This is a genomic window from Streptomyces sp. W16, from assembly GCF_033194735.1.
In the GTDB taxonomy this organism is placed as follows: Bacteria; Actinomycetota; Actinomycetes; order Streptomycetales; family Streptomycetaceae; genus Streptomyces.
In genome coordinates this window covers 12717-36746 of sequence record NZ_JAWOAI010000027.1, presented here as the reverse complement: position 1 = coordinate 36746, position 24030 = coordinate 12717, and the positions used below count along the sequence as shown (strand labels likewise).

The following is a 24030-nucleotide window of genomic DNA, read 5'->3' as shown; positions in this document are numbered from 1 at the left end:
CGGCCCGCGGCGCCGGCGGTCGCGGTACGCCGGCGCCCGGCCCGAGTTCGTGGCGGAGCCGGCTGTACCGCTGGGACATGAAGGCGTCGCCGTACGCGTTCATCTCCCCGTTCTTCATCATCTTCGGCGCCTTCGGCCTCATCCCGCTCCTCTACACGGGCTGGTACTCGCTGCACAACGTGCAGTTGTCGTCGCTGGACCACAAGTCGTGGGCGGGCCTGGACAATTACCGGAACCTGCTGTCCTCGGACTTCTTCTGGAACGCCCTGAAGAACACGTTCACCATCGGTCTGATCTCCACCGTGCCGCAGCTGTTGATGGCGATCGGGATCGCGCATCTGCTCAACTACCGGCTGCGCGGCTCGACCGTGTGGCGGGTCGTGATGCTCACTCCGTACGCCACCTCGGTGGCCGCGGCGACCCTCGTCTTCACGCTGCTGTATTCGTGGGACGGCGGCATGGTCAACTGGCTGCTGCACTTCGTCGGCGCCGAAGCCGTCAACTGGCGTGAGTCCACGTGGGGTTCGCAGTTCGCGGTGTCGTCGATCGTGATCTGGCGGTGGACGGGTTACAACGCGCTGATCTATCTGGCGGCGATGCAGGCGATACCCGCCGACCTCTACGAGTCGGCGGCGATCGACGGCGCCAACCGCTGGCAGCAGTTCCGCCACGTGACGGTCCCTCAGCTCAGGCCCACGATCCTGTTCACGGTGGTCGTCTCCACCATCGGCGCGACCCAACTCTTCGGCGAGCCCCTGCTGTTCGGCGGGGTCAGCGGTTCGAAGGGCGGCTCCGAGCACCAGTACCAGACGCTCGGTCTGTACATGTACGACCAGGGCTGGATCATCGGCAACCTCGGCAAGGCGTCCGCGATCGCCTGGTCGATGTTCCTGATCCTGCTGATCGTCGCCGCGATCAACCTGCTGTTCACCCGACGGCTGAGGAAGTCCCAATGACAACCAGTGAATTGACACTCCCTCAGGATCACGTGCCCGCACCGGCGGCACGCGCCCCGCGCCGCCGGGTGATGGGCGCGGGCAAGCAGATGCACGCGGGCCCGCTGACCTACGTCGTCCTGGTCGTCTTCGCGCTGGTCTCGCTGGCCCCGCTGGTGTGGACGGCGATGGCGGCCTCGCGCAACAACACGCGGCTCGCCCAGACCCCGCCGCCGCTGTGGTTCGGCGGGAACCTGTTCAAGAACCTCCAGACGGCCTGGGACCAGGCCGGCATGGGCACCGCGATGTTCAACTCCACGGTCGTCGCGGGCACCATCACCATCGGCACGGTGCTGTTCTCCACCCTCGCGGGCTTCGCCTTCGCCAAACTGAAGTTCAGGTTCTCCAGCACACTGCTCCTCCTCACCATCGGCACGATGATGATCCCGCCCCAACTGGCCGTCGTACCGCTGTACTTGTGGATGGCGGACCTGCACTGGTCGAACCATCTGCAGACGGTCATCCTGCCGACCCTGGTCAGCGCGTTCGGTACGTTCTTCATGCGCCAGTACCTGGTCCAGGCGCTGCCGACGGAGCTGATCGAGGCCGCTCGGGTGGACGGCGCGAGCAGCCTCCGCGTGGTCTGGCACGTGGTCTTCCCGGCGGCACGCCCCGCGATGGCGGTGCTCGGCCTCCTGACCTTCGTGATGGCCTGGAACGACTTCCTCTGGCCGATCATCGCCCTCAACCAGCAGAACCCCACCGTCCAGGTCGCCCTGAACTCGCTCGGCACCGGCTACATCCCCGACCAGTCGGTGATCATGGCGGGCGCACTGCTCGGCACGCTGCCGCTGCTGATCGCCTTCCTGCTCTTCGGCAAGCAGATCGTGGGCGGGATCATGCAGGGCGCGGTCAAGGGCTGACGCCCGATCCGGGGCCGGGCACAGCAGGCCCGGCCCCTTCCTCCTCCTACTCATTGGTCTCCACGACCCCTTATGGGAGCGCTTCCATGCCTGAGCCCGTGACCCCCGTGACCTTTCCTCCCGCCTTCCTCTGGGGCGCCGCGACCTCCGCTTACCAGATCGAGGGGGCGGTGCGGGAGGACGGCCGTACGCCCTCGATCTGGGACACCTTCAGCCATACGCCGGGCCGTACGGCCGGTGGTGAGCACGGTGACATCGCTGTCGACCACTACCACCGCTACCGCGACGACGTGGCGCTGATGGCGGACCTGGGCCTGGCGGCGTACCGCTTCTCGGTCTCCTGGTCACGGGTGCAGCCGACCGGCCGGGGCCCGGCGGTCCAGGTGGGCCTGGACTTCTACCGCCGCCTGGTCGACGAGCTGCTGGCGGTCGGCATCAAGCCCGCCCTCACCCTCTACCACTGGGACCTGCCGCAGGAGTTGGAGGACGCGGGCGGCTGGCCGGAGCGCGACACGGCGTACCGCTTCGCCGAGTACGCGCAGATCGTGGGCGAGGCGCTGGGCGACCGCGTGGAGCAGTGGATCACGCTCAACGAGCCGTGGTGCAGCGCGTTCCTGGGCTACGGCTCGGGGGTGCACGCGCCGGGCCGTACCGACGCGGGCGCTTCGCTTCGTGCGGCCCATCACCTCAACTTGGCGCACGGGCTGGCGACTTCGGCGTTGCGGGCGTCGATGCCGGCCCGGAACTCCGTGGCGGTGAGCCTCAACTCGTCGGTCGTCAGGCCTGCTTCACAGTCACCGGCAGACCTGGCGGCGGCCCGGAAGATCGACGACCTGGCGAACGGGGTGTTCCACGGTCCGATGCTGCACGGGTCGTATCCGCAGTCGCTGTTCGAGGCGACGAGGTCGATCACGGACTGGTCGTACGTCCTCGACGGCGATCTGACGCTGATTCACCAACCGTTGGACGCACTGGGGTTGAACTACTACACGCCGACGCTGGTCGCGGGAGCGGAACCGGCCGGCCCGGCCCCGCGCGCCGACGGCCATGGCGCGAGCGCGTACTCCCCCTGGCCGGGCGCGGACGACGTGGCGTTCCTCCAAACGCCGGGCGAGCGCACGGAGATGGGCTGGACGATCGACCCGACGGGCCTGTACGACCTGATCATGCGGTACACGAGGGAGGCCCCGGGTCTCCCGCTGTACGTCACGGAGAACGGCGCGGCCTACGACGACAAGCCGGACCCGGAGGGGCGGGTCCACGACCCCGAGCGGATCGCGTACCTGCACGGCCACCTGTCGGCCGTACGGCGGGCCATCGCGGACGGCGCGGACGTACGCGGCTACTACCTCTGGTCCCTGATGGACAACTTCGAGTGGGCGTACGGCTACGAGAAGCGGTTCGGGGCGGTGTACGTGGACTACGCGACGCTGGAGCGGACGCCGAAGTCGAGCGCACGGTGGTACGGGGAGGCGGCGCGGACCGGCGTACTGCCGACGGCGGGCGAAGCCTGAGCGACGGGGGACTCCGGGGGACGGGGCGCGGCACGCCTAGGGGACGTGCCGCGCCCCGGCGGGGTTGTCGAGGCCCGCGGTTCCTCGTCCATGTCACCGGTTCCCCAGCTCGAACCAGGTCGCTTTGCCCCGGCCCGGCCCGTGCGCGCACACGCCCCAGGCGTCGGCGCCGTATGCGATGAGCTGTATGCCGCGACCGTCCTCGTCGGTGGTCTCCGGGGTACGGCAGGTGGGGAGGCCCGGGGCCTCGTCGTGGACCAGGACGCGGAAGCTGTGGGGGTCGGACCAACCTGCGTAGAGGGTTACGGGGGTTAGGTTGCCCTCCAGCTTGCAGGCATTGATGGCGTTGGTGACGGCTTCTGAGGTCAACAGCAGGGCTGTGTCCGTGAGTTCGGGGCGGTGGGAGGTGGCGAGGAGGGTGCGGACCGTTTCGCGGGCGGTGCGGACCCAGGCGGGGTGGGGCGGGAAGACGAGGGAGACGTCGGTGGGGGGTGGGGGGTCGTCGGCCATGGGCGGGGCTCCTTCAGCATCGGGTGCGCTCACGCGGTGACCAGGTCCGGGTCCTCCTTGCCAAGTGGCTTGAGGGCGGGGGTACTTCCGGGTGGCGCGGGGCGATCGGGACGCCTTCGAAGCTAGGGTCACTCATGGGAAAGTTACAACTGTGTCCTCCATTTTTCCCCCTCAAGGGTGACGTCCCCCGTGGGCGGTGGACGCTCGCGCCGGCCACGCGGCACACTGCGCACCGGCCACACGGAGGACCGCATGCCACCAAGGACGAACCCCAGCGAACGCCAACGCCGTCTGGGTGCGGAGTTGCGCAAGTTGCGTATGCGCGCCCGGATGCCGGGTGACGCCGCCGCGGAACTGATCGAGGCCGACCGCACCAGGATCAGCCACATCGAGACCGGCCGCGTCGATGTCCCTCGCAACGGCCTCTACAAGCTGCTCCGCGCCTACGGCTGCCCCGACGGAACCTACTTCGAGGGCCTGATGGAGATGGCCCAGGAGCGGGGCAAGGGCTGGTGGGGCGAGTTCGGCGACACGATCGGGCCAGCAGCCCGCGATCTGGCCGAACTCGAAGCACGTTCGACGGCGCTGCGCACACACGAGCCACTGGTCATCCCCGGAATGCTCCAGACCGAGGAGTACGCCCGCGCCGTGCTCGAAGCCACGGAGGGCGACCCCCAACGCACCGACCGATACGCCCAGTTCCGCATGGCGAGGCAGCGCGTACTGACCGGCCCGCATCCCGTGACATACCTCGCCGTCATCCATGAAGCCGCGCTCCACACCCGAGTGGGCGGACCAGCGGTCATGCGCAGGCAACTACTGCGGCTGATGGAGGTCTCTCGGCTGCCCAACGTGACCGTGCAGGTGTACCCGTTCGAAGCGGGCATCTACTCCGCACACACCCAGTCGTTCGTCATCTACGGCGGTGCGACCCCCGAACTGGACACGGTCTACCTGGAGCAGCCGACAGAGTCCCTCTTCCTGCGGGATGGAGAACACCTAGACAAGTACGTGAAGATGTTCGAGCGGCTCACGAAACTGGCGTTGGCGCCGGTCGACCCGGTGGCCGCGCCGGAGTCGCACGAGTCACGGGACTCACTGAGCCTCATCCAGCACGTGATGTACGCCCTCTGAAAGGAACCGCCATGCCCCGACTCGCCTGGCAGAAGTCGTCGTTCAGCACGGGCGGCGAGGGCAACTGCATGGAACTTGCGGCAGCGGCAACCGGCACCCACATCCACCTCCGCGAGAGCGACCACCCCCACCACATCGCCACGCTCCCGCCCCACACCCTCGCCGCCCTCCTCCACACGGTGAAGTCCCTGCCTCCCTTGCCAAGCGCTAAATAAAGTGATTCATTCGCTACGCAAGTGAATGGATACACGCCAAGCACGGGGAGATGTCCGTGGCCGCTGTCACCCTGGGCAGGGAGCCGATCACCGTCGAGCAGTTCGTCGCGGTCGCCCGTCACAGCGCGCGGGTCGAGTTCGACGCGACCTACGTCGACCGGGTCCGCAAGTCCCGTGCACTGGTCGAGCGATTCCTCGCCGAGAACCGCCTGGTCTACGGCGTCACCACCGGCTTCGGCGACAACGTCACCGAGGTCATCGACCCGGCGGACGCCGAGCAGCTCCAGCGCAACATCGTGCGCTCGCACGCCGTGTCCGTAGGCGAACCCCTGCCCACCGAGATCGTCCGAGCCATCGCGCTCATGGAACTGGTCGGCCTCGGCGAGGGCTACTCCGGCATCCGCTTCGAAACCCTTGAACTGATCCGCCGCATGCTCAACGCCGGCGTCACCCCCCACGTCCCCGGCGAGGGCTCCGTCGGCTACCTCGCCCCCGAGGCCCACATGGCCCTCGTACTCCTGGGCGAGGGCCGGGCGTCCTACGACGGCCAACTCCTCCCCGGCGCCGAGGCGTTGGCCCGCATCGGGGAGCAACCCACCCGGCTCGCCTGCAAGGAAGGGCTGTCGCTGACGAACGGCACACACTCGGTCACCGCGATAGCCGTCCTCGCCGCCCATGACGCCGGCCTCGCGGCAACCACGGCCGACGTGGCGGCGAGCCTGTCGGTACAGGCCCTCAAGGGCACGGTCCGCGCCTACGACACCCGGCTGCAGGCACGCAAGCGGCACCCCGAACAGGCAGCCGTCGCCGAGAACCTACGACGGCTCACCGCATCCAGCGCGATCAGCACCGAGTTCCTCGACCACCGCCTCCAGGACAGCCTCTCCCTGCGCGCCGTCCCCCAGATCCACGGCGGTGCGAAGCGGGCGCTCGCACAGGCCCGGGAGGTCATCGTCGAGGAACTGCACTCCGTGGGCGACAACCCGGTCATCCACCCCGAGGGCGAGGACGGGGTCGCGCTGAGCGGGGCCAACTGCGACAGCACCTACGTCGGCATCCAGGCCGACACCATGGTCAATGCGATGACAGTCCTCGCCAAGATCTCCGAACGCCGCACCGACCGCATGGTCAACAGCAACTTCAGCGAACTGCCCGCCTTCCTGGTTCGGCAGCAGCCGGGGCTCAACAGCGGCTACATGATCGCCCAATACACGGCCGCGGCACTGACGATGGAGCTGCGGAGCATGGCAGCACCGGCTTCCGCCGACACCATCACCACCTCCGCCAACCAGGAAGACGCGGTCAGCAACGCCTACTTGGCGGCCCTGAAGGCCTACCGCGCGGCCCGCAAACTCGCCTACGTCGTCGCGATCGAGCTGATGTGCGCGACCCAGGCCCTCGATCTGCTCGCTCCGCTCACACCCTCCCCGGCGGCGGAGGCCCTGTGCGCGAGAATCCGGGAGACCGTACCGACCGTCGACGAGGACCGGGTCTTCCACAAGGACATCGAGCACATCGCCGAACTGGTGCGGAGCGGTGAGGTGTTGGGGGTCGTGGAGGGCTCGGTTGGGGCGCTGCACCGCTGACGGTTCTTGCGGGTCGGGGTCTCGACGCGGTGTCGACGACAGATGGGGTGCACGGCGTCAAGGGTGGCGGCCGGGCCGATCCAAACAGCACACGCGGACTCCGCGACTCCGACGCATACGCCGATGTCGGGTACGCGGGGAGGCGGCTTGGAGCGGGGTGTTGTCTTCGGTGGGCGGCAGCTGACCAACTGGAGGCAGGGGAACCGGGCGCAGCACATCATGCCGCCCTGGTGCCGCAAGAACCCGAAGATCAGCAAGTTGCTGCCGCTTCTCCACCGGCACGGCCTGCCCTCTAACGACTTCGCGCCCATTCACACCACCGGCAAGTTGGTCCGGCTCGCCAGTGACCGCCTCCGACTGGTCTTCACCGAGCGCGACAGCGACTACCGGGGCGTCTATCACCTCGCCGGCGTACCCACGGAGGACCGACATCCAGCCCCACAGCGAGCGTGCCACTGGATATGGCTACTGCAAGGAGCACCGCAAGCTTTTGCCAGTCGTGATCCCCTTTTTCACTCCCTAAGGCTACCGCGAGGACCAAGTTAGCCCACCACCAGTCGCGGCACCCCCGAGCCCTACGGGCCAATCGCTCTCTTCAATGCCTGCACATGAGGATTTCCGGCGAGCGACGGGTATTCGGATACAACTCGCTCCAACTCTCCACGGATAAATCCACCTCCAGCCGCGACAAATTCGTCGACCGCACAGAGCACTTCGCATTCCAGATAGCTAGGAATCATACGAAGGGATCCACGCTTTCGATCCAGCTCGAAATCGATGGACTCATCATTCTCTGTAAAATCGATCCTACCGAGCCCTTCACCGCCCTGAGCGAAGAGCATCACCTGCCGAACGCAGTAAATTGCATCAAATAGCGGCACCCACCCCCACGGCGGGCTGATATCAACGCCGGCATGCGACAGACGCAAGGCCCCCAAGAAGTAGTACCACCTCAAGTCAGCTCGTGACACGGCCGCCAAGTCGTCGCCGCGCACATTCTCTCGACCATGGCTCGAATACTCCGTACCCGAACCAAAAGATATATCCATTTGCACTCACTTCACCGGGAAGGCGTTCCGGACATAATTGAGGTCAGGGTCGTAGTAGACGCGGAGCGTATAGAGCGACGTCCCCCTCGTGTCCCGCATTTTCCCAACCGGCTCCTCATAGGTGAATTCCTTTACTATGCCATCCTTATTTCCCGTGTTCCGGTTGATCCTACCGCGCCTCAGCACATCTTTGATGAGCGCCGCACGTGATGCCGGAGTGGTCTCGGGCAGCCACTCCGTCTTGGACGTGTCATTCGACCACATACCCTCGGGTGTGTGACCGTTAACGATGTGCGTATCGTTGATGGTTACGTTGTCGTAGACATCGCCACTACCGGAACTTCCCGACGCGGAATTACCCTTCGCTTCTCTGAGTGCCTTCCCCAGCCCATCGTTGATACGCCCGATACCGTCCGACGCGCCGACCGCCCCGACGCCGACCAGCGTCACACCACCGGCGATAGCAGGGGCGCCGGCAAAGCAGCCGACGAGGGTGACGCAGAGGGCGGCGCCTCCGATGACCGCGTCGCCGCCGAAGCCCATCAGGAACATGCTCCCGATGAGCTCTCCCCCGCCCCGCCAGACGTCAGGCTGATTGAAGATCGCCGACCCGTAGTCGACGACGGTGTTGGCGGCGTCGGACAGCCAGCCCCACTTGGAGCCGCCGCTCTTCTTGGTGGTGGTCTTTCCGGTGCTGGTCGTGCTGGCCGTACCGCCGCCTGAGAAGGCGCTCCCGCCAGTGGGGTCGGCCGTACCGTCCGGCATCGAAGCGCTGCAGTAGATGTCGGGGTCGCTGCACTTGTCCCCTGCGTGGCCGCACTTGAGGCCGCCGCACGGGTCGGTGCCTGCCGGATCGGAGAGGGTGACGGGATCGTTGTCGCTGTAGGTGTAGCCGTTGAGTGATTGCGGCTCGGCCAGGTTGAGGACCGGATCGACGCTGATGAAGCGGCCGGTGACCGGGTCGTATTCGCGGGCGCCGAGGTGGGTGAGGCCTGTCGAGGAGTCCGTGGAGGCGCCGAGGAATGCCTTGTCGTCCGGCCAGGTGCCCGTACCGCCCGAGCGCGGGGCGCCGAACGGGGTCATGTACCGCTTGGTGACCGCCTGAGTGGTCGCGTCGACGGTGAGGCTGCTGGTGCCGTGCTGGTCGTCGGCGAGCCAACTAAGGGTCTGGGTGCCGGTCTTGTTGGTGCGGAGTGCGATGACCTGGCCGCCGGAGCTGTAGTACCGCTGCGCCCAGTACTTGGCGGTGGACGTGGACGTGTCGAGGTGGACCTCTGTGCCGTCGTCCAGGTAGAGGACACTCTCCCCGCTCGCGTTGCGGCGGATCAGCAGGGTGCCGTCAGCGTCGTAGACATGGCTGGTAGTGCTCTTGGTGGTACCGGTGCTGGACTTCTCGGTGAGGTTGTCGAGTTGGCCCTCGGGAGTCCAGGTGAGGCTCTGGGTGTCGGTGCCGTTGGGGCGGCCGGTGGTGTTGCCGGACGAGTCGTAGGCGTAGGTGGCGGTGACTCCCGTGCACGAGGTCGCCGTGGTGGTCGCCGTCAGGGCGTGCGGCTTGCTGGTGCTGTAGCAGTAGGTCTTGGCAGTGCTACCGGCTGACGTGTGGGTGGTCTCGGTGGAACGCAGGCCACTGTCCGTGTAGCTGTACGAGGTCCAGTAGGGCGATGCGCCGCCGAGGTTCGTGGTGGTGCGGCCGGAGGCAGAGCAGTCGGCGGTGACGGGGGTCCAGGCCTCGGTCAGGCGCTGGTGGCCGTCGTAGGTGAAGCACTGGTAGTCGGCCGCGGCGGTGCCGCCGAGGGTGGTGGGGTCGGTGATGGAGGTGACGTCGCCCGCGTCGTCGTAGGCGTAATTCAGTTCCTGCAGTTCGTAGTTGTGGGTCTGGTCGGTGACGGCCGACTGCTTGAGGCGGTCGGTGCCTTCCTCCCAGGCGTTGGTGATGTAGGCCTTCTTGGTGCCGGCGGCCGAGGAGGTGCCGAGGGTGAGCTGGTTGGTCTGGCCGGTGGCGGAGTAGCCGGCCCCGAGGAGGTAGCCGCTGGTGCCGCTGACGGCGGTGGGCAGGCCGACCGCGTCGTAGTCGATGTTGACGGTTTCCGCGGACAGGCCGCCGGCCGCGGGTTCGGAGATGTACTGCTGGGTTCCGCTGAGGTTGTAGTGCGTCGAGAAACTCGTCGTGGCCGCGATCGCTCCCGCACTGACCATCGGGTCGTTGGACGGCAGGACGAGTTGTGTGGTCGTGGGCCGGTTCAGGGTGTCGTAAGCGGTGACCTTCTTGGTGTAGGCCGTCCCGGACACCCCGCCCACATAGCGGGTCGACGAGTCCAACTGGCCCTTGAGCAGGGTGTCGTAGGCCCAGTGGGCGAGTTTGTTGGCGTCGGTCTTCGACGTCTGCCACTCGTCCGTCTTGCGGCCGAGTACGTCGTAGCCGTAGAGGAGCGTGGAGTTGCGGGAATCGGTGGTGGTCGCGATCTGGTCCAGGTCGGTGTACGAGGTGGTGGTCGTTCCCTCGTCCGGGTCCGTCGCCGTGAGCTGGCGGCCGAACAGGTCATAGGTGTATGACCACTTGGTGTTGTCCGGGCCGGTGACGGTGTCGGGCTTGCTGTCGCGGGTGTAGCTGTACTTCGTCTTGGTGGAGGCGGCGCCGACGCCCGCGCCGTAGTCGGTGTCGGCCGGGTCGGTGCCCGCGTAGTCGCGGCGTTCGGTGGTGCGGCCGAAGACGTCGGTGATGGTGCGTACCGCGGAGCCGCCCGCGAGGGCGGTGGTGGCGGTGGAGTCACCGGTGTAACTGGTGGTCGTGGACCACTTCTTGACGCCGTAGACGTACAGCGTGCTGGTGGTCGGACGCTCGGCTCCGTCGAAGACGATGTCGGTCTGCTTGGGTGCCCCGCCGTAGACGGCCTGCGCGTATGCGCCGGAGGGCGTGGCGGAGGAGTCGAAGACGTCGGCGTACGTCTCGTAGGCCAGGCCTCGGCTGTCGTAGCGGGTGTCGGTCAGCAGCCGGCCCCCGTTCGCCGTCGGGGACTGGGTCTGAAGTGGCCGCAGCAGCGAGTCGTAGATCGTGTAGCTGGTGTTGTAGACGCCATCGCCGCGGATGGACGAGGTGGAGACCCACGGTGTGGCGCTATTGGTGACGGAGTAGGCGTACGTGTAGTTGGGGCCGTATGCGTCGGCGCGCGAGCGGTTGGGCAGCCAGACGGCCGTCGCTCGGCCCAAGGCGTCGTACGTGGACTCGGTCAACTTGGTGTTGACGTCATAGGACATCACGACGGAGCCGCGGGCGTAGTCGAGGTACGTGTAGCTCTTCTGGCTCTTGGGGTTGGTGATCGTGATCTTGGTCACCGGCCCGGTGGTGGTCGGGGTGTAGGCCGTGGTGGTGACGTCGCCCGTCGTGTCGGTCGCGGTCAGGGAGCGGCCCAGGGTGTCGTAGGTGCCCTTGGAGACCGTCTGCCAGGAGGTCGGGTACCGCTCGCCACTGGTGGCCGTCGCCGGGTACGCGGAGGCGCGGCCGGTCCAGGTGGCGTCGCCCAGAGTCGGTGTCTGTGAGGCCGTCCAGGCCGTCGCGGTGGCGCTGTCGTAGACCGTGGCCGTGTCGGAGAGCACGTCCCCGCGACTGGCGAACGAGGTGGGAAGGCTCAGGTCGGTCTCGGTGGTGGTGCAGGCGCGGCCGACCACCCGGGTGCGGGAGACCAGGGAGTTGATGCCGAGGCTGTCGTTGCGGGCGTACCAGGTGCGGGTACAGGTCTCGTCACCGGTGACGGCCGTGTCGCCCGCGTCGTAGACGGCGGTGGGCATGCCGTAGCTGTCGTACGTGGTCGTCGCACTGCGGGTTCGCCAGGCAGAGGCCGCCGTCAGGTAGGTCGAGGTCTGGGTCTTGTACGTGCGGATGAAGTAGGCCTCGATGTTGGCGTACGACTTCTGCTGGCTGGCGGTCAGTTGGGACCAGGGGTCGTTGACCGTGACCGACACGGGAGTAGTGCCGTTGTAGGTGATCTGCTCACGGGTGAAGCCCGAGAAGCGGTCGTAGTCGGTCTGGTCCGGCACGGTCAGGCCCGTGAAGCCGACGCCGGGGACGGACACGGAACGGGTCGTACCGTCCTTCTTTTTGTCGCCGTCCATGCCCTGGAGGTAGACGGACACAGTCTTGGACTGGGTGGTGCCGGCCGCGCCCTTGACGGAGGTGACCGTGCGGTAGCCGCGCCAGTCGGACCAGGTGCGTTCGTCGGCCGGGGTCAGCGGGTCGTTGGAGTAGTGCCAGGCCGGGCCGGAGTAGCTGTAGTGGTTCTCCGTCGTCTGGCCGTACCCGGTGGGGTCGGAGGTGATGACGTCCAGCACGCGGTACTTGTTGAACCAGTCCAGGGTGGCTTCGACGGCGCCGTTCTTGTGCCAGTAGATCGGGTAGCAGCTCATCGTGTCGTTGTCCTCGGACGACGGCATGTTCGAGCCCGCCACGCACTCCGGGTCCGACAGCGTCACGCTGGTGATCGCGCCGGTCTCGGAGACGATGCCCGTGATGCGGGGCCGGTTCAGCGGCAGGATGTTGTCGGAGGACGAGTCGACCCGGTTGGGCCTCATCTGGTAGGTGAACGTCACCGGGTCCAGGGCGATGGCGGTGCCGTTCTTGCCGGTGTGCCGGACGCTCGCCAAGGTGAGGGTCTTGTCGGCGCCCTTCCCGATGTCGCCGGGGTCCAGGAACTGCTGGGTGAGCCCCCAGGAGTCAACTGCCGTGTAGGCACTCGTGGTTGCCGACCAGGCGAGGGTATTGACGCCGGTCAGTCGCTTACGGGTGAAGAACGACGGGCCGCTCGCGTTGCAGTCCGCGCCGGACGCGCAGACCGAGTCGAACGGCACGTCGGGCCAGTTGGAGGCGGTCGAGGACGTCAGCGAGGAGCAGTCGGACGCGGTGCACCGTTCGTCGTAGTCGAAGGTGACCTCGTCCGAGGCGGTGCCGGTGAACAGCGTGTCCTTGTTCTGACCGTAGAGGATCTTGGTCAGGTAACCGCCCCTCGTGTACTGGGCGGTGCCGGTGGTCGCGCCGTTCTTCGCGTAGTAGTTGGTTTCGGGCGTGTACCAGTACGACATCGCGTTGCCGTGCGGATCCACGACGTAGTCCAGGTTCCAGCGCCAGGCCTGGTTCAGCGCGCGGCCGGCGAAGGTGGTGCCGTCGGCGTATCCCGGCTCGCCGGAGTCGTCGCCGAACACCGGTGCCGTCCATACGGAGTTGGTGCGCTGGGTGTCCGCGCCGGGCAGCTTGTTCTGGCCGAAGACGTACTTCGTGCCCGCGCCCGTGGTGACCGTCCAGTACTCGCCCGCGCCGTCGATACCGGCGTCGCCCTCGTCGCCGTTGTCGGCACCGGTGGAATGGGTGACCGTGGAGGCGTCGTCGTCCTTGAGCCGCCAGACGCCCTTGGTGTCGTCCTTGACGAGCTCGGTCGACTTGCCGTTCAGCACCAGCGAGGCGTTGTCGTACTTCCAGCACTCGTCGTACTTGCCGTCCTGGCCGTCGTCGTCGCACGAGCCGTAGGACCGCTCGACGTAGGAGGACCCGACGTCCTCGAAGCCCTCACCGACCTGCGTCCCCTGGTTGTTCGTCGACGCCGTCCTGCCGTCCACGCTTCCGGAGTCGTACGACAGCGAAAGGTCGGGGGCCGGGCCGGCGGCGGACGGCGGAGTGCTCAACGGGTACGACCAGGTGAACGCGCCCGATGCGCTGCCCGCCTCCCAGCTGGACGACGCCGAAAGCTTGCTGGCCGCGTAGTTGCCGGAGCCGGAGGCGGATTCCCCGGTGGCGGCGGTCGCGGCCAGCACGGTCGCCGAGGAGGTGGCGGCCGACAGGGAGGTCTGCGATGTCCGGCCCGTGTCGCCGGTCGCTCCCAGACCGACCTTTGCCGTCAGTGTCTGCCCGCCGGTGTCGTTGCGTGAGTCGAGCGGTATCTGGGTCCGGCAGCCGGCCTTCCGCGGGGTGGTCAGGGCGCAGGCGGGGAGTTGGACCACGCGCAGGCGGCCCGACCAGTCGCCGCCGTAGGCCGACGCGAACGCCGAGTAGTCGACGGTCAGTTGGGCGGAACCCGGCTCGGTGGCCGCCGCGGTCAGCAGTACGCCCTTGATGCCGGCGTCCTTCGCCTGCTGCTGTCCGAGGACCCGCACCTGCACCTGACCGGTCGCGGTGTCGGTCCCCTTGGCCGGGGCGACCGTGACGGGCAGTCCTCCGGCGGTCAGTTTCGCCGCCGCGCCCTGCCCGGGTATCCGCCCGGTCGTCGTGGCGGCGGTGGGCCAGGCGATGTGCTGTGGAGTGCGTGCTCGCTTCGCCTGGGCCGCGTTGGCGGCCCTGGTTCTCGCAACCTGGGCGCGGGCCTGCTTCGCGCCCAGGTCGGTGTTCGTCCGTACCTTGTCGACCCGCTGCTTGGGCACAACCGGCTTGCCCAGACCGCCGCTTGCGGCCTGGGCCACCGGCGCTGCCAGCCCGGCCGAGGCCATCAGGGCCATGGACAGCGCCGCCACCACCGGGGTCCGGCCGCGTTGTACGTTCCGGCCCGGTGCCTGGGCACGCCGTGGCGTCAACACACCGCGGATCAGGGCGCTGCGGATCCAGCGGGCTTTCATGCCGGAACTCATGACGGGACCTCCATGCGAGCAAGCCGGGTGGGACGACATGTGCCGGGTACGCGTCCCGGGACCGCTGCGCGGGCCACCCATGGACGCCAAATCGTTTGGAAACAAGGGGACTTGAGTGGATCAGTCCCCGACGGTGTCGATGATCTGCTGCTGGTCGGCCATGGCGCCGGCCCAGAGCCTGATGTCGGTGATCTTTCCTGGCAGGTAGTGCGCCCACGCCCCGCCGACATATCCCTCACCGGCCGCGAAGTCGTCGGATCCGGCCACCGCCGGGTAGGGATGGGGGGTGTCGGCGTCGTTCTCGTCGGGGCCGAGATAGAAGTGGACCGTGCCGGACGGGGCGTCGTACGTGCCGGTCATCCGTACCGGGCTGCCGAGTTCGGCGTTCTCGTCGGAGACCACGCCGGTGAAACTGCCGTCGCTGTTCAGTCGGCCGAAGTACCACTTGCCGACCGGGATCGTCGCGCCGGTGTCCAGATCGGTGCCGAACCTGGTCAACTGGTACCAGAAGCCCCAGGAGGATCCGTCCGCACCCCGTTGGCCGATGACCTGGGCCGTGTAGCCGACGGGCTTGGTCAACAGGGCGTCGCTGTCCATGTCGACCAAGGTGGTGGCGGTGAAAGAGGCCGTGTCGTCGATCACCGGCTTCGGGGTGGTGGCCGCGCCGCCCGTTCCGTTCAGGACGATTCCCTCACCGTCGAGGGAGGCCCCGCCGGAAAGCGTGAGCGTGCGGCCGTATCCGGAGGTGGAGTCCGCCAGTGTCGTACCGGTGGCATTGTCCGGGTTCCAGGCGCCCATCAGCTCTACGCCCGCATCGCCGTTGGCATCCTGGAGTGCGTCCTCCGTGGCGATCCCGTTCTCCTCCTGTGTCAAGTCCCGCTGCCAGATGGCTACTTCATCGATCCGGCCGCGCCAGTAGTTCACATAGCTGGGCGTGCCCGCAGCGAAGTTGGCCCGGCCGAACTGCAGGGTGCCGTCGGAGGCCTTGGCATCCGAGGTGGTGGGCAGCGCCACCGGCGAACCCTGCAAACGGCCGTTGACGTACAGGGAGATGGTGCGCGCAGTGGAGTTGTAGACGCCGGTGAGGTGCGTCCACGTCTTCAGCGGGACTCCGGCCGCGTCGGCGTTCGCGCCCAGGTACTTGCGGGCACCGTTCTCGTACCAGTTCCACAGGAACACCCACCGGTCGACGCCCGGCGAGTAGTACAGCGCGAACCCGGAGCCGTCGCTGCCGGTTTCCGACAGGACCGTCGGGTAGTCGGATGTGTCCGATACGTAGGCCCAGGCCGAGACGGTGAACGACGACTGGGTGTTGACCACCGGAGTGGCGGTGGCCGCGTACCCGGACTGGCGTGTGGTGTCGGAGGTGTCGTTCAGGAACAGGGACCGGTCGCCGTCGCCCCTGCGGGCCAGCGACGACCAGCCGGAGCCGGTTGTGTACAGAGTGGCCGGGTGCCTGGTTCCCTCCGTCGCCGTGTCCGCGGCGGTGGTCGCGCCGGAGCCCGGGGCCGCGTCGTCGAAGTGCCAGCGGCCGATCGCCGGTTCGCCCTCGGCGACGTTGAACTTCACGATCGCAGCCGGACCCCAACGCCCGGCGCTGTCCTCCGCCTTCACCTGCAGCTGCTGCGTGCCCGCCACCTGGGGAGCGATCCCCGCGGTGGGAGCGTTCCCGGAGATCGGCTTCGACCAGGCGGTGGAGCTGGCCAGCTTGTACTCGTAGGCGGTGTTGGTGTCACCGGAGGCCGGCGAGAAGGTGAACTGCCCCTGTACGCCCGGGCCGCCCCCGGGATCGCATGCGTTGGCGGTGCACGCGGAGTAGGGGCTTCCGCTCCCGAAGGTCACCGTGGGTTCCTTCGGGCCGGTGGTGTCCACCTTGAAGTAGCACCAGTCCTGGGTGGTCACCGTGCTGTGGGACTCCAGATAGCTGTCACCGCTGTCGTAGTACGAGCGGCTGAACACCGCGAACCGGTACAGGGTCCCCTCGGTCAGCGCGATCGGCGACGGATAGGTGAGCACGACGCCATTGCCGACGTAGCCGCTGGTGGGCCGTACCGGCTCGGTCGCCACCGACCAGGTACCGGCGCTGCTCTGCTGCTGGATGTAGAAGTGCGCGCGCAGGCTCGCCCCGCTGCCGCCGCCCGTCGCGGTCCACACCCTCGCGGTCAGGCTGGGGGCGGGACTGCCGATCACATCGGGGGTTTTGGAATCGTTCTCGCAGGTAACGCCGCCACTTTGCACGATGCCGGCCTTGGTCGGCACAGCGGGAAGCCCCACATAGGTCACCGACAGCACAGCGTCGTCCCGGAACCGCTTCCACGCACTGGTGTCCGTCTCGTCCCGGGCCTTCACCAACAGCGTCAGCCGGGAGAACTTGCCCGCCGCGAAGTTCCCCATCGTCGTGGTCAGGCTCGAACCGGTGAACTCGATCGGAGCCGCCGGCTGCGAGGGATCGCACAGCGAGCTCCGGCCCGCCGAGACGTTGGCGGTCGCCATCGTCCCCAGGTTGTTGGGGCGAGTGGCCCAAGTGGTGGACGACGAGATGTTGCTGGTGCGCTCCAGATCGACCCAGCGCGGATCGCACGTGAACGACCAGCTCTCGGTGGCCCTGAACGTCGCGGACAGCACCTTCTTGCCCGCCAGACCGCTCGGCGAGAACTGGAAGTACAGCCGCTCGGTGTAGCCGGGACCGCAGTAGTACCCGTTCCACGAGGAGCAGTGGCCCGTGCCCTTTCCCTCGTTGTTACTGCCGTTGCTCCAGTTGAAGTCGGAGACACCGTCCGAGCGCAGATAGGTGTGGGCCGTCTGGTCCAGGCCGACGCTGGGGTCGATGTAGACCGGGAACGCGCCACTGTCGGTGTTGCCCAGCAGAGTCGCGTCCGGCACCACTGCCAGCGAGTCCGAACCGACCTGCACGGGCAGCACCGCCGACGCGTCGCCGTCGCCCGGCCCCGCCGTTCCGTCGTCCTGCGTACCGGTGGAAGGGTCCGTGGTGGCCGACGGAGACGGGGTGGCGGTCGTCGTCACCGCGGCCGACCGCTCCAACTGGGCCGCCGTCCCAGCGGTGGTGGCGCCGCCCCGGGAGTCCCACATCAGCGCGGGAGGGGCCGTGAACACCGGGTGCGCGTCGTCGTCCACGGCGGTCATCCCGCCACCGCTCGTCGACGCGACCGTCAGCCCGTCCGCCCGGAGGGAGAAGGAGATCTTCTTCAGCTCCGCATTGGCCGCGGCTTCAGGGGTCTTCACGACGAGCAGTTCACGGAAGCCCTCGGTCGTCGCCGTCATCCGCAGGTCCACACCCGGGAGTACATCGGCGTAGACCGCGTTCGCTCCGTCCAGCGTGGGCTTGGGCAGCGTGCCCGGCCACCCCAGCCGCAGCGACTTGCCGCCCCTGGTGATGTCCACGAGCCCCGAGCCGTCGCCGCCACCGGAGAACGCCAGATCCACCACGGCGGCCTTCGCGCCGACCGTCCCGTCGCCCCGTACCACGAGGGTCGGGTCGGGCGACGTCCAAGACCCGTCGCTCTGCCGCGCCCGCACCGGCACAGTCGACTGGTCGCGGGTGAACGTCGTGCCGTCGGGATTGGCGTACGTCGTCTCGTACTCCGTGCGGTCGTCGGTGACCTCGACCGGAGCACCGTCCGCCGCGGCCTTCTGTGAGGCAGCCGCCTCGGCGGAAAGTGGCGTCGTGGCGCTGGAACCCGTGGCCTGCACATCGGCCACCGCCGGATTCACGGCAGCCGCCACGACGGGTTGAATCAACAGAACGACTGCGGCCAGCCACGCCGTGCGCATCGACCGCACACGTCTGCCCCCGGACTCCCCCACAACCCACCCCCGTGGTTTTGACACACCGATCACAAACACTTGGCGATTGAGGAGCCTGGCAGGGTCACTTCAATCGATGTATAAGGAATCTTTCAAGGTAGGGCAATAAGAGCCCCACGCTTGGGCAATGGGTTGGTTCGTTCACCTTCAGGCAAGCCAAGGAACATCTCCCCGACCCACCACGGCTCACAGCCACCCCTCAGATCGCACGCAGCGACCCCTCAGCCCGGGGGTGTCCGATCAGTCCGTACGGGGCGATTCGATCCCGGCGCAGACGGGAGGACGTCATGTTTTTCATCGTGTTGGTGCTGCTGGCCCTGATCGTCGGCGGCGCGGTCGCCTACGGCAAGCGGCAGGCGGGCGGCGGGAGTTCGCGGTCGGGAGCCGGGAGCGCGCAGCAGGTCTACGACGCCGACGCCGGTGCCGAGGCCACCCGCTGGGTGGAGCGGCTGGGCGGGAGCCTGTCCACGCTGGACGCGGGTGGGAACATGGCCGCCCGGCAGGCCCTCGCCGACGCCGCCGAGCGACACCGTGCCGCCGAGGGGCAACTCGCCGTCGCCTACTCCCCCATGCAGTACGGGCTGGTGACGCAGACCGCCGTCGAGGGGCTGCACCACATCCGCACCGCCCGTGCCGCGCTGGGGCTCGACCCGGGGCCCGAGTTGCCCGCGCAGGGGGCCGGCGGGCAGGTCACGGTCGGCGGGCAGACGTACACCGCGTCCGCACGGCCCGGCGCGAACACGCCGTACTACTACCCCGGCGGGGTCGTCAACGGCCGTTCCATGGCCGGGGGTTGGTACAGCACCCCGTGGTGGAAGACCGCCCTCGTCGCGGGCGCCGCGGGAGTCGGCGGCATGCTGCTCGCGGACGCGCTGTTCGACGGCTTCCACCATCACGGGCCGGGCGGAGGGATGTTCGGCGGGCCTGGCGGGTTCGGGGGCTTCGGTGGGCCCGGGGGATTCTGACGAGGACGGACGGGCGGGGCCTGCAGGGGCGGAGACACCGATCAGTTGTCACTCGTAACCGAGATTTTCCTCGGAGTGCAGGCGCCACCCGTCGGACCGCTTGACCAGGACGAAGGCGGTGCGCTCAGAAGCGTCGTAGTACCCGGAATCCGGGTCGTGGCCACACAGGAACCAGAGCGCCTCGACCCGCGCCCTGTCCGGGGTCTCGCTGACGACGGTCACCGTTTCCAGTGTGAACTCCGCGCCGAATACATCAGTTTTGCCATTTTCGTTCGCTTTGGCGTACTCGGCGCAAAAGTCGGCAGGGCTCTGGTAGAGCATCTGAACCTCTTGGGTGCGGGTTGCGGCCAGTTCGTACGAGCATGAAGCATCCCCGTCGCTCACGGAAGCCGTAGCCGCTCGGCGCGAACCGCGCTTCCCACAGTCCGCCGCCGCCGAAGATCTACGACTTCACGGCCTGCACGGTGATTCCGGAGAACTCCGCTTCGGAATTGAAGACGCGCAGGAAAATCCCGGTGTTCTCGCAATCCTTGGGCAGGGACGCGGCGGCTCCCGTGGAACCGGCCGAGGCGGTCAGGGGATAAGGGCCGATCGGGCGCTGGTAGTTGTCGCCCACCGTCACACTCCGGCCGTCCACATGAATGATCCAATGATGGCCGGCGTTGTCAGGCTTCAGCGGAACTCTGGTCCCGTCGTTCACATTCGGCATGGCGAACCAGCCGGCGTTCCCCGAAACCTGCGATTGAGCGTCCTCGATCTTCGCGTACTGGATGGTGAATCCCTGGGCCGACGCTCCGCTCCAGGTGTCGCAGGCCCCCAGCCCGTATCCCCAGCCCACACCTGCCCCCGAGACAACGGGATCACCGAGTACGGCATCCAGGTCGACCTGGTAGTGGCACAGGGAGGCGGGGAGAGGGATGAACACGCCCGCCCAGGTGTAATCGCTCACGGTGAGCCGGTAGGTGCCCCCGCCCACCTCTTTCCGTACGGCGCCGGAATCGGCCGTGACAATCCTCGGACTGACGGAAACGGCGCCCGGGGCATGGCACTTCGCCTCCCACGGTGATGCGCTGGAGGAGGCCGGAGTATAGGAAGAAGCCGGACCGGAAACGACACCTGTGGATCCGTGATCGGGGTTCTGGTTTCGTGTGGAGACAATGGTCGCGGTGGCTCCGATGACCGCGGCGCACACCGCGGCCCCGGCACTGATCCACACCGCTTTGTGCCCACCGGATACGGGGCCTCCCGGCCCAGGCGGAACCACAGTCATGATCTCCCCGTCCCCCGTGACTCAAGGCACCCATATTGTCAGGTATCGGAACCGGCCAGGCGGTCGAATCGGATTCTTGACAAGGGAGTTGAAAAGGAGACGCAGGAGAATTCAGTCAGGTGAGCGACGGTCAGTGCTGCTCCCGGACCACCACCACACCACCCGCCGGAACCCGCACCGAACCGCCCAACACCCGCTCCCCGGAGAGAAGTTCGACCGCCCCGGTCGCGACCGGCACCTCCGCGCCCCGCCCCGCGTGGTCGATGAGGAACAGATAGTCCGCGTCCGTCCCGCGCCGCAGCGCCGCCTCCACGCCCTCCGGTGTCACCCGTACCGGCTCCACGCCCGCCTCCGTGCGGATGCGGTCCAGGAGCCCGGCGAGGGTCGCCGGGTCGGGGCGGGTGGCCAGGTACCAGGCCGTGCCGGTGCCGTGGGCGTTCCGGGTCACCGCGGGGACGCCGGCCAACGGGCCCTCCGTGTACGACGTCACCGCCTCGGCGCCGCCCGTCAGCGCCACCCGTTCCGACCACAGGGACGCCGTACCGCCACCGCTCAGCCCCAGTGACTCGCCGGGCAGGAGCGGGAACAGTTCGTCCGAGCGAATGCCCAGCGTCTCTCGGAACGCCCCGGGGTAACCCCCCAGCCGCACATGGCAGTTCTCGTCCACGGCCCCGCTGTGGAAGCCCACCGCGAGCGTGCCGCCGGACGACGCGAAGCCGGAGAGGTTGGCGGCGCCTGCCTCGTCGACCAGGTAGAGGCTCGGGGCCAGGACCAGGCGGTACGGCGACAGGTCCGCGTCCGGGCGGACGAAGTCCACCGCGACACCCGAGCGCCACAACGGCTCGTACCAGGACCGGACTTGGTCCAGGTAGCGGACCTCCTCGCTGGGCTGGGACGGCAGTTCAAGGGCCCAGCGGGCGTTCCAGTCCCACACCACCGCGACCGACGCCGTGCCCGTGCTGCCCCGTACCTCCGCCAACGCCCGCAGGTCCGCGCCCAGTTGGACCACGTCCTGCCAGATCTGGCTGTCCGTGCCCGCGTGCGGCAGCATCGCCGAGTGCCACTGTTCGGCGCCCGCCTTCGCCGCCCGCCACTGGAAGTAGGCGATGCCGTCCGCGCCGTGCGCGACATGGGCGAGCGCGTTGCGCCTCAACTCACCGGGGTTCTTCGCCCTGTTGACCGGCTGCCAGTTCACCGCGCCGGTCGAGTGCTCCATCAGCAGCCACGGCCGGCCACCCGCCAGCGAACGGACCAGGTCGCCGCTCATCGCGATGTCGATCTCCGACTCGGGGTCCGTGGAACGGAGGTAGTGGTCGTTCGACACCACGTCCAACTCCGGTGCCCAGCGCCAGTAGTCCAGCGCGTCGAAGTTGAACATCACCATGAAGTTGGTGGTGGCGGGGATCGTCGGGGCCGACTCGCGCAGCACCTGCCGTTCCGCCTTGTACAGCGACAGCAGCGCGTCGCTGCAGAAGCGGCGCCAGTCCAGCTGGTGGGTGGGGTTGGGGACCGCGCCCGTCGCGCGCGGGGGCAGGATCTCCGCCCAGTCGTAGTACCACTGGCTCCAGAAGGCCGTGCCCCAGGCGTCGTTGAGGGCCGCCAGGCTGTCGCCGTACTTCGCCCGCAGCCAGTTCCGGAACGCCTCCGCGCTCTCGTCGCAGTAGCAGGCCGGGTTGTGGCAGCCGTACTCGTTGTGGATGTGCCACATCGCGACCGCCGGGTGGTCCGCGTAGCGGCGCGCCAGCTCGCCCGCGATGCGCAGGGCCGCCGTACGGTACGCGGGACTTGAGGGGCAGAACGTCTGGCGGCTGCCGTACGACAGTCTCCGGCCGTCCCGGTCCACCGGCAGCGCCTCCGGGTGGGCGCGGAAGAACCAGGCCGGGGGTGCCGCCGTCGGGGTCGCCAAGTCGGCCTTGATGCCGTTCTGTTGGAGCAGGTCCAGGACCTTGTCCAGGAGGGTGAAGTCGTAGACGCCCTCGGCCGGTTCCAGCAGCGCCCACGAGAAGATGCCGACGCTGACCATGGTCACCCCGGCCTCGCGCATCAGGCGCATGTCCTCGGCCCAGACCTCCTCGGGCCACTGCTCGGGGTTGTAGTCGCCGCCGTATGCGATGGTCATCGTTCGACTCCCGTCAGGAGACGGCGAGTTGTCGCCACGCCCCACTGGTCCAGGGACAGCAGGCGGTCGCTCGACGCCATCAGGCCGCCGGTGGCCTCCACATGGGCCGCCCAGCGCTCCCGGGTCTCCACGGCCGGGCGGGCCAGCAGGCAGTCGGGGTCGTTGGTCCAGAGGCGGCCGTGCTGCCACTGGCGGCCGAACCCCGTGAACTCGGCGGAATCCTGGCCGGGTTGGGAGTGGTCGTCGGCCTCGGGGCGGCGGTGCGGGGCCGTGTCGGGGCTGACCCGCATCGCGTCGAACAGGCCGATGGAGGGGAGGATCGGCGCGCCGCAGCCCAGCAGGTAGGCGTCCGGGCCGATCGCCTCGCGGATGACCGCGATCCCGGCCCGGTAGGCCTCGATGGCGTCAACTTCCTTGTGGCGTACGCCGTCCAGGGCGCCCGCGTACAGGAAGTCGGCCTTGAAGTAGTCGTAGCCCTCGGCTCGGAGGGTGGCGTAGACCTCGGTCAGCCAGGCCGCCGCGCCGGGGTGGGTGGGGTCCAGGACGCAGAGGTCGTGGCCCCAGTTGCGGCCGGCGTGTGCGAAGCCGCCTGCCGGGTCGCGCACCAGCCACTCGGGGTGTTCGGCGGCCAGGTCGCTCGCCGGGTCGACTAGGTAGGGGGCCGTCCAGATGCCCGCCCTGCGGCCTCGCGCGCGGATTGTGTCGGCTATGCCCACCCGTGAGCGGAAGCGGCCGGAGAGCGTCAGCCAGTCGCCCAGCGCCTTCTGGTAGCCGTCGTCGATCTGGACGACGTCGATCGGGAGGTCGAGGGTGTCCATCGCGCGGAGGTTCTCGTGGATGTCGTCCTCGGTGACGGCGGTGAAGTACTCGTACCAGGAGCACCAGACCGTGGGCGCCGGGCGGGGGGACGGCAGCGCCAGGCTGTCGGCCCAGTCCCCCAGCACCGACTGGACGGTGGTGCCCGTCCACTCCTTCACCGGGCCGTCGGCGCCGACCTCCGCCACCCCGTCCCGTACCGACAGCCGGATCGACGGGACCGATCCGGTGGGGTCGACCGCCGCCCAGAGGCGGGCCGGTGAGCCGTCGCCGGGGTCGAGGGCGAGCAGGCCCTCGCCCTGGAAGACATCGGCGGGGACGGTGACACCAGGGCGATAGCACACCGTCGCCCAGTTGGAGTTGGCCGGCCGGTACGGCCTCGCCCCGAGGGGGTAGGTGCCGCTCGGGCTCCAGGACTGCCAGCCCTCCTCGTGGACCCGGGCGGTGCGCGGATTCACGGGGACGGAGGCGAGCGCGGTGAAGGGGTGGTCGTACACGGTGGTTCTCTTTCAACAGGAAGCCGCGACGGGAAGCCACGACAGGAGGGCACGGCCGGCAGGGCG

Annotated in this window: 15 protein-coding genes; 7 read left to right on the top strand and 8 right to left on the bottom strand. The window is 68.3% G+C overall.

Translation table 11 applies throughout. From position 1 onward, the window contains the following. The 3 genes from R6V09_RS06030 to R6V09_RS06020 all read left to right on the top strand — a co-directional run. On the top strand, positions 1-956 hold a 956-nt coding region (locus tag R6V09_RS06030), incomplete at its 5' end, for a carbohydrate ABC transporter permease (protein ID WP_317880279.1). Continuing rightward, positions 953-1858 (top strand): carbohydrate ABC transporter permease, encoded by a 906-nt coding sequence (locus tag R6V09_RS06025; RefSeq protein ID WP_317880278.1) that lies wholly within the window; start codon positions 953-955, stop codon positions 1856-1858. The genes R6V09_RS06030 and R6V09_RS06025, both read left to right, overlap by 4 nt. A gap of 86 nt (positions 1859-1944) precedes the next feature. Then, positions 1945-3372 carry a GH1 family beta-glucosidase gene (locus R6V09_RS06020; RefSeq protein ID WP_317880277.1) on the top strand — a complete coding sequence of 476 codons (1428 nt, stop codon included), beginning with the start codon at positions 1945-1947 and terminating at the stop codon, positions 3370-3372. Positions 3373-3465: 93 nt separating this feature from the next. Here R6V09_RS06020 and R6V09_RS06015 read toward each other — a convergent pair whose 3' ends face one another. Next, positions 3466-3882, bottom strand: a complete 417-nt coding sequence (locus tag R6V09_RS06015) for an ATP-binding protein (protein ID WP_317880276.1) — start codon at positions 3880-3882, stop codon at positions 3466-3468. 252 nt (positions 3883-4134) lie between these two features. On the opposite strand from R6V09_RS06015, the gene R6V09_RS06010 reads away from it, so the two are divergent. Genes R6V09_RS06010 through R6V09_RS06000 form a run of 3 tightly spaced genes read left to right on the top strand, consistent with a single transcriptional unit; the run spans position 4135 to position 6817 of the window. Next, positions 4135-5016, top strand: a complete 882-nt coding sequence (locus R6V09_RS06010) for a helix-turn-helix domain-containing protein (protein ID WP_317880275.1) — start codon at positions 4135-4137, stop codon at positions 5014-5016. An 11-nt stretch (positions 5017-5027) separates the two neighbouring features. Next, positions 5028-5231, top strand: coding sequence for a DUF397 domain-containing protein (locus R6V09_RS06005; protein ID WP_317880274.1), 204 nt, complete (start codon positions 5028-5030; stop codon positions 5229-5231). A 50-nt stretch (positions 5232-5281) separates the two neighbouring features. Then, positions 5282-6817: an HAL/PAL/TAL family ammonia-lyase gene (locus tag R6V09_RS06000; RefSeq protein WP_317880273.1), complete on the top strand. Its 1536-nt coding sequence runs from the start codon at positions 5282-5284 to the stop codon at positions 6815-6817. Between the two features lie 575 nt (positions 6818-7392). Here the strand turns inward: R6V09_RS06000 and R6V09_RS05995 are convergent. From R6V09_RS05995 to R6V09_RS05985, 3 genes are all read right to left on the bottom strand, one after another. Then, positions 7393-7866: a hypothetical protein gene (locus R6V09_RS05995; RefSeq protein WP_317880272.1), complete on the bottom strand. Its 474-nt coding sequence runs from the start codon at positions 7864-7866 to the stop codon at positions 7393-7395. A gap of 6 nt (positions 7867-7872) precedes the next feature. Then, positions 7873-14472, bottom strand: a complete 6600-nt coding sequence (locus tag R6V09_RS05990) for an RHS repeat-associated core domain-containing protein (protein ID WP_317880271.1) — start codon at positions 14470-14472, stop codon at positions 7873-7875. 120 nt (positions 14473-14592) lie between these two features. Continuing rightward, positions 14593-18231, bottom strand: a complete 3639-nt coding sequence (locus R6V09_RS05985) for a LamG domain-containing protein (protein WP_317880270.1) — start codon at positions 18229-18231, stop codon at positions 14593-14595. Between the two features lie 353 nt (positions 18232-18584). Here R6V09_RS05985 and R6V09_RS05980 point away from each other — a divergent pair, with 353 nt between their 5' ends. Then, the gene (locus R6V09_RS05980) at positions 18585-19262 is read left to right on the top strand and encodes a hypothetical protein (protein WP_317880269.1); all 678 of its coding nucleotides are present in this window, start codon (positions 18585-18587) and stop codon (positions 19260-19262) included. Between the two features lie 48 nt (positions 19263-19310). Here the strand turns inward: R6V09_RS05980 and R6V09_RS05975 are convergent, their stop codons facing one another. The 4 genes from R6V09_RS05975 to R6V09_RS05960 all read right to left on the bottom strand — a co-directional run bounded on the left by R6V09_RS05975 (position 19311) and on the right by R6V09_RS05960 (position 23964). Beyond that, positions 19311-19583, bottom strand: coding sequence for a hypothetical protein (locus R6V09_RS05975; RefSeq protein ID WP_317880268.1), 273 nt, complete (start codon positions 19581-19583; stop codon positions 19311-19313). Positions 19584-19704: 121 nt separating this feature from the next. Beyond that, positions 19705-20211 carry a hypothetical protein gene (locus tag R6V09_RS05970; RefSeq protein WP_317880267.1) on the bottom strand — a complete coding sequence of 169 codons (507 nt, stop codon included), beginning with the start codon at positions 20209-20211 and terminating at the stop codon, positions 19705-19707. A 451-nt stretch (positions 20212-20662) separates the two neighbouring features. Further along, entirely contained in the window at positions 20663-22651 is a 1989-nt protein-coding gene (locus R6V09_RS05965; RefSeq protein WP_317880266.1) for a beta-galactosidase, read from the bottom strand. Next, the gene (locus tag R6V09_RS05960; RefSeq protein WP_317880265.1) at positions 22648-23964 is read right to left on the bottom strand and encodes a glycoside hydrolase family 36 protein; all 1317 of its coding nucleotides are present in this window, start codon (positions 23962-23964) and stop codon (positions 22648-22650) included. The genes R6V09_RS05965 and R6V09_RS05960 overlap by 4 nt, the downstream gene beginning before the upstream one ends. Positions 23965-24030 lie beyond the last annotated feature (66 nt).

Excerpts from the sequence above, each read along its gene's own strand:
- R6V09_RS06025 (WP_317880278.1), top strand. The coding sequence starts at position 953 with ATGACAACCAGTGAATTGACACTCCCTCAGGATCACGTGCCCGCACCG.
- R6V09_RS06020 (WP_317880277.1), top strand. The coding sequence starts at position 1,945 with ATGCCTGAGCCCGTGACCCCCGTGACCTTTCCTCCCGCCTTCCTCTGG.
- R6V09_RS06015 (WP_317880276.1), bottom strand. The coding sequence starts at position 3,882 with ATGGCCGACGACCCCCCACCCCCCACCGACGTCTCCCTCGTCTTCCCG.
- R6V09_RS06010 (WP_317880275.1), top strand. The coding sequence starts at position 4,135 with ATGCCACCAAGGACGAACCCCAGCGAACGCCAACGCCGTCTGGGTGCG.
- R6V09_RS06005 (WP_317880274.1), top strand. The coding sequence starts at position 5,028 with ATGCCCCGACTCGCCTGGCAGAAGTCGTCGTTCAGCACGGGCGGCGAG.
- R6V09_RS06000 (WP_317880273.1), top strand. The coding sequence starts at position 5,282 with ATGTCCGTGGCCGCTGTCACCCTGGGCAGGGAGCCGATCACCGTCGAG.
- R6V09_RS05995 (WP_317880272.1), bottom strand. The coding sequence starts at position 7,866 with ATGGATATATCTTTTGGTTCGGGTACGGAGTATTCGAGCCATGGTCGA.
- R6V09_RS05990 (WP_317880271.1), bottom strand. The coding sequence starts at position 14,472 with ATGAGTTCCGGCATGAAAGCCCGCTGGATCCGCAGCGCCCTGATCCGC.
- R6V09_RS05980 (WP_317880269.1), top strand. The coding sequence starts at position 18,585 with ATGTTTTTCATCGTGTTGGTGCTGCTGGCCCTGATCGTCGGCGGCGCG.
- R6V09_RS05975 (WP_317880268.1), bottom strand. The coding sequence starts at position 19,583 with ATGCTCTACCAGAGCCCTGCCGACTTTTGCGCCGAGTACGCCAAAGCG.
- R6V09_RS05965 (WP_317880266.1), bottom strand. The coding sequence starts at position 22,651 with ATGACCATCGCATACGGCGGCGACTACAACCCCGAGCAGTGGCCCGAG.